The sequence below is a fragment of the Mycobacterium sp. 1465703.0 genome (assembly GCF_001672975.1).
GTDB lineage: Bacteria > Actinomycetota > Actinomycetes > Mycobacteriales > Mycobacteriaceae > Mycobacterium.
This window is the reverse complement of record NZ_LZKU01000165.1, coordinates 1-4,337: the sequence shown is the minus strand read 5'-3', so window position 1 is coordinate 4,337 and position 4,337 is coordinate 1. Positions and strand designations below refer to the sequence as shown.

At 66.2% G+C, this 4,337-nt stretch carries 3 protein-coding genes and 1 pseudogene; all 4 read left to right on the top strand.

All coding sequences use genetic code 11. The annotated features are described in order from the left end of the window. A pseudogene (locus A5625_RS29635) lies at positions 1–2,758 on the top strand (hypothetical protein); the annotation flags it as partial. Then, entirely contained in the window at positions 2,758–3,615 is an 858-nt protein-coding gene (locus tag A5625_RS14665; protein WP_066994899.1) for a hypothetical protein, read from the top strand. The pseudogene A5625_RS29635 and the gene A5625_RS14665, both read left to right, overlap by 1 nt. 21 nt (positions 3,616–3,636) lie before the next feature. Beyond that, positions 3,637–4,005 (top strand): hypothetical protein, encoded by a 369-nt coding sequence (locus A5625_RS14660; protein ID WP_066994896.1) that lies wholly within the window; start codon positions 3,637–3,639, stop codon positions 4,003–4,005. 1 nt (position 4,006) lies between these two features. After that, on the top strand, positions 4,007–4,337 hold a 331-nt coding region (locus A5625_RS14655), incomplete at its 3' end, for a hypothetical protein (RefSeq protein WP_156748238.1).

Genomic DNA, 4,337 nt, shown 5'->3' with positions numbered 1-4,337 from the left:
GCAACCCGCGATCGAAGCGGCGGCCAAGTCGACGGCCACGGCCGCCAGTCGGGCACTGAGCTCGGGCGGCGTGGGCACCAGCGCCGGCGCGGCGGCCGCGAGCGGCATCGTCGGCGCGCCGGCAGCCGGCGGCGCCGGCACCGAAGGCGGCTCGCTGTTGCCACCGTGGATTGCCCACGCCGACACGAGCATTCTCGACCGCTACCTGTCGCACGAATTCCCGAAGAACCGCGGATTGGCCGGGCTCGCGGCCGACATGGGCAAGCTACTGTCGGCCGCGCAAAACGGGCTCAATCTTGTGACCCAGCACCTTGTTTCGCCGCTGACCCAGACGCTTTCGCTGCTCAGCAAAATCCCGGCGCTGAGCGCGACGCTGGGCGACCGCACCTGGCGCAAGCTGTCACCGCAACAGGCCCAAGAACAGGCGATGCAGGAATTGCAGCGCAAAGCACTGCAAGGCAAGCAAGGGCCGACGTGGGGGCAGGTGCTCGGCACCGGCGACGCCGGCCACCTGAACGACCCGAACATTCCGCTCGGCCTGGGGCCCGACGCGAGCCAACAGGACATTCAAAAGGCGATCATCGCGGCCGGCCGAGCTCGCGGCCTGAACGACGCCGCGATCCAAGCCGCACTCGCCGTCGCCGGCGACGAGTCTGGTTACCGCAACCTGAATTACGGCGACCGCGACAGCCTGGGCGTCTATCAGCAGCGGCCGTCGCAGGGCTGGGGCACGCCGCAACAGATCATGGACCCGAATTACGCCATCAATAAGTTCTACGAGGCGTTCGCGGCCCAGCTCGCCAAGAACCCGACCGACCCGCTACTCGCGGCCGCCCAGACGCAGAACCCGGGCGTCGGCAAGGGCTCGTCGTACTACAACGCGGTCGCGTCGCAGCTCGCCGGCGCCGGCCGCGCGCTCGACCAGCTCGGCCCGGGCATCAAGGGGCCCGATTGGCAGGCGATCACCGGCGGCGGCGTGTCGACACCCGGGGCACCGCCGATCGCACCGCCGGCCGGCGCAACACCAGCACCGCCGGCCGGCACACGCGCGTACGGGCCCGTAGTGAAGAATCCGAACGGCGGCTTGGGCACCGTCGGCGGCACGAAGGTCATCGTCGGCCCCGACGGCACATTGCAGTACGCCCCGCCCACGGCCCCGGGGGCGGCGCCCAGCATCACCGCGAACCCGGCGTCGCGCGCCGGCACACTCGGCGGCGCCAGCGCGAACTACACGCCGTCGACCTTGACCGCTGCCGGCATCGCGCCGTTGTTCACCAAACAGGGCCCCGGCAGCATGGCCGGCGCGCCGGCATGGGTCAACCAGCTCGCGGCCGCGTTCGGCCTGACCGCCACCGACCACGCCGACACCACGTTGCACGGCGGCGAGGGGCAAATGGGTTCGTGGGCGTTCGATTTCAGTGGCTCGGTCGACAACATGCAGCGGTTCGCCGACTACATTCGCACGAACCTGGCGTCGCAGACACTTCAAGCGATCTGGCAGAACCCGACCACGGGCGCGCAGCTCGGCATCGCCGGCGGCCAGGTGCTCGGCCGAAACCAGTACTACACGACCGCCGGCGGCACGTACGCCGACCACACCGACCATGTGCACTGGGCGACCGATGTGCCCGTGCTGTTCAACGGCCAGGTGCCGCCGGGTTCGATGACGAACTTGCCGCTGGCGCCGGGCGGCACGCCGAACCCGCAACAGGCGGCCGCGCTGGCGGCCGGCTACCCCGACGTCGCGAACGCGCTCGGTCTGATTAAGGACAACACCGGCAAGTCGGCGACAGTGAACGACCAACTGTTGCAAGCGTATTTGCAGGGAAACCCCGCGCTCGCGTCGCAGATCGACGCCGCCAAAACGCCGGGCGCCAGCGACGCGACCGTGTTGTCGACGCTCAACAGCATCACGACCACCATCAACGGGCTCAAGGCGCAAGACGCGATCGGGAACAAGAACACGATCGACGCATTGCAGTCGACGCAAAACCAGATCGCGCAGAATTCGGGCTTCGTGCAAGGCCAGGGGCCGGTTCAGATGTTCAGCTCGGTCGCGCAGGGCGCCAGCAACATCGCGTCGAGCATCATTCAAGCCATTCAGGGCGGCTTGGACGCGCTGACCGCGACGCAGGACATCGCCGACCGCGCGGTGTATGGCGTTCGCAACAGCGAAGACATCATGCATTTCATCGACGACGTTCAGAAATACATCACGTTCGCTGCCGACGTCGCGAACGCAACGGGCCAGGTGTTGTCGACGATTGCCGGCTTCGTCGGCGCCGGTTCGGGTTCCGATCCCAGCGGGGGCGCCGAAGGCGCGTCGGCCGCGCTGGGCGCCGCCGGCCAGATCGCGTCGTTGATTGGTAGCGCGCTGCAAGGCATCAACGCCGCAATTGATTTCGGCCAACAGGTCTATCACATCATCGGCGGATACGTCGGCCAGTTCGTGACCCAACTGACCGGTCTTGCCGGCACGCCGCTGATGGGCGATGTGCACATGGAGTTGAACAAGAACACCGGCCAGCTCATCGCGTATTCGGCAGACAACCCCGAAAACAAGGACACGATGAACGTGCCGTCGTTCCTGAATTCGACGTATGACTATGGGAGCGGCCAGAACCCGAACCCGGGCACGAACACCGAATTCAACATCTACGCGGGCCCGGGGCAGTCGGCGAGCTCGCTACTGAACGAAAGCATGTGGATGGTTAGCACCAGCGGCACAACTGGCGCGATGGCGGCGACGAACTTCTGATGTCGAACAATCTGCGCCGATTCCAGTGGCAGATAGGCGAAATCGTCATCGGGCCCAACACCCAGTACGAAATACTCGGCACGAACATCGGCGGTTACACGGTCAACGCGAAGGATTCGCAGATACCGAACAGCGACACGACCACGATGTCGAAAGACACCCGCTCGGCGCAGCCGATCACGTTCACCATCGGCGTCAGGGACAACGCGCCCATGCGCAACATGCCGAACAGCTTGCCGGCCGATCTGGTTGATAAGGCGTCGAAACTGTTGGGGGCGCTGCAAGACGAATGGTTCGCCGACGACATCAAACAGCAATGGGGGCAGTACAAACCGTTCTACTACTGCGACGGCTACGGGCTGACAAAAGTCGTGTGGGGCCGGCCGGGCAAGTTCCAATATTCGCCGAAGACGAAGACGAGCCAGTTCCGCAAGGTGACCGCGGAATTCCGGCGCATGGACACGCTGTGCTATCAAGAAACCGAGACGTTCGTCGAGCTGGCCGAAGGCGCCGACCCGGTTGTTTACACGATCGGCGGCGAGCAAAACGCATGGTTCCGCGTGCTGTTCTACGGGCCGATGTCGAACCCGGTCGCGGTGCTGGGCAACAGCGAAATACAGCTCGGCATGGACATCGCCGCCGGCGTGGTCGTCGAAGTCAGTTCGTACCCGTGGTCGCGGCGCGTCATCGACAGCAACAACGTCGCATGGCGCAACAAGCTCATCGGGGCGACGAAGTATCTCGACCAGCTCATTTTGCCGAAGAAAACGCCGATACCGATGTCGTGGTCGGCGGCCGGCACGAACGCCGACAGCAGGTGTCTTGTGCTGTGGCACAACACGTTCAACACAATCTGACCTCAAAGGGGAGTGGCTGTTATGGCGGCTGGTGACGGTTTCAGCGACGCGCTTCTCGCGGTGCAAGGCAACGCGACCCGCTCGGCGATCAAGGGTTTGCAACTGCACACCGACAACCCGGGTGTCGGGGGAGCGGCCAACAAGTCGAACGCCGGTATGCAGACGCCGGTATGGACCGTCGTCGACGCCGCCGGCGGCTTCGACCTCGCCGCGCCCGTCCAGTTCACCGGCGGCACGCCCGGGGGGCCGGCGCCGTACGTTTCGGCGTGGTCGGACGCCAGCGGGCAAGGCACGTGGTACGGCAACTTTCCGCTGACCGGCGACCTGACGTTCGATTCGAACGGGCAACTCACGCTCGAAACCTTCCCGGTCACCGGAGCCGCGACCTAACGTGTCGTCGAGCACGGCGGCCGGCTACGCATGGCACGGCGCGCCCGTTGCTGTGCGCGCCCACCATGTGAGCGCGGCCGCGTCGTCGAGCTGGTCGGCCGCGCCGGTCGTCGACCGGGTACACCGCGCCAGCGCGGCCGCCGGCTCGCGTTGGCGGGTCACGCGACCGAAGGCCGAAAACGGCGTGTTCTTGCCGCCCGACGACAACTGGCGCGTGTGCATTCAGGCCGCCCGGGGCGGCGCCGACGGCGGGCCCGGCGAGATTCTGACCTACGACCTCGACGTCACGAATCTCGTGATTCAGCGCAACCTTTCGGACGGGTGCGACCTGA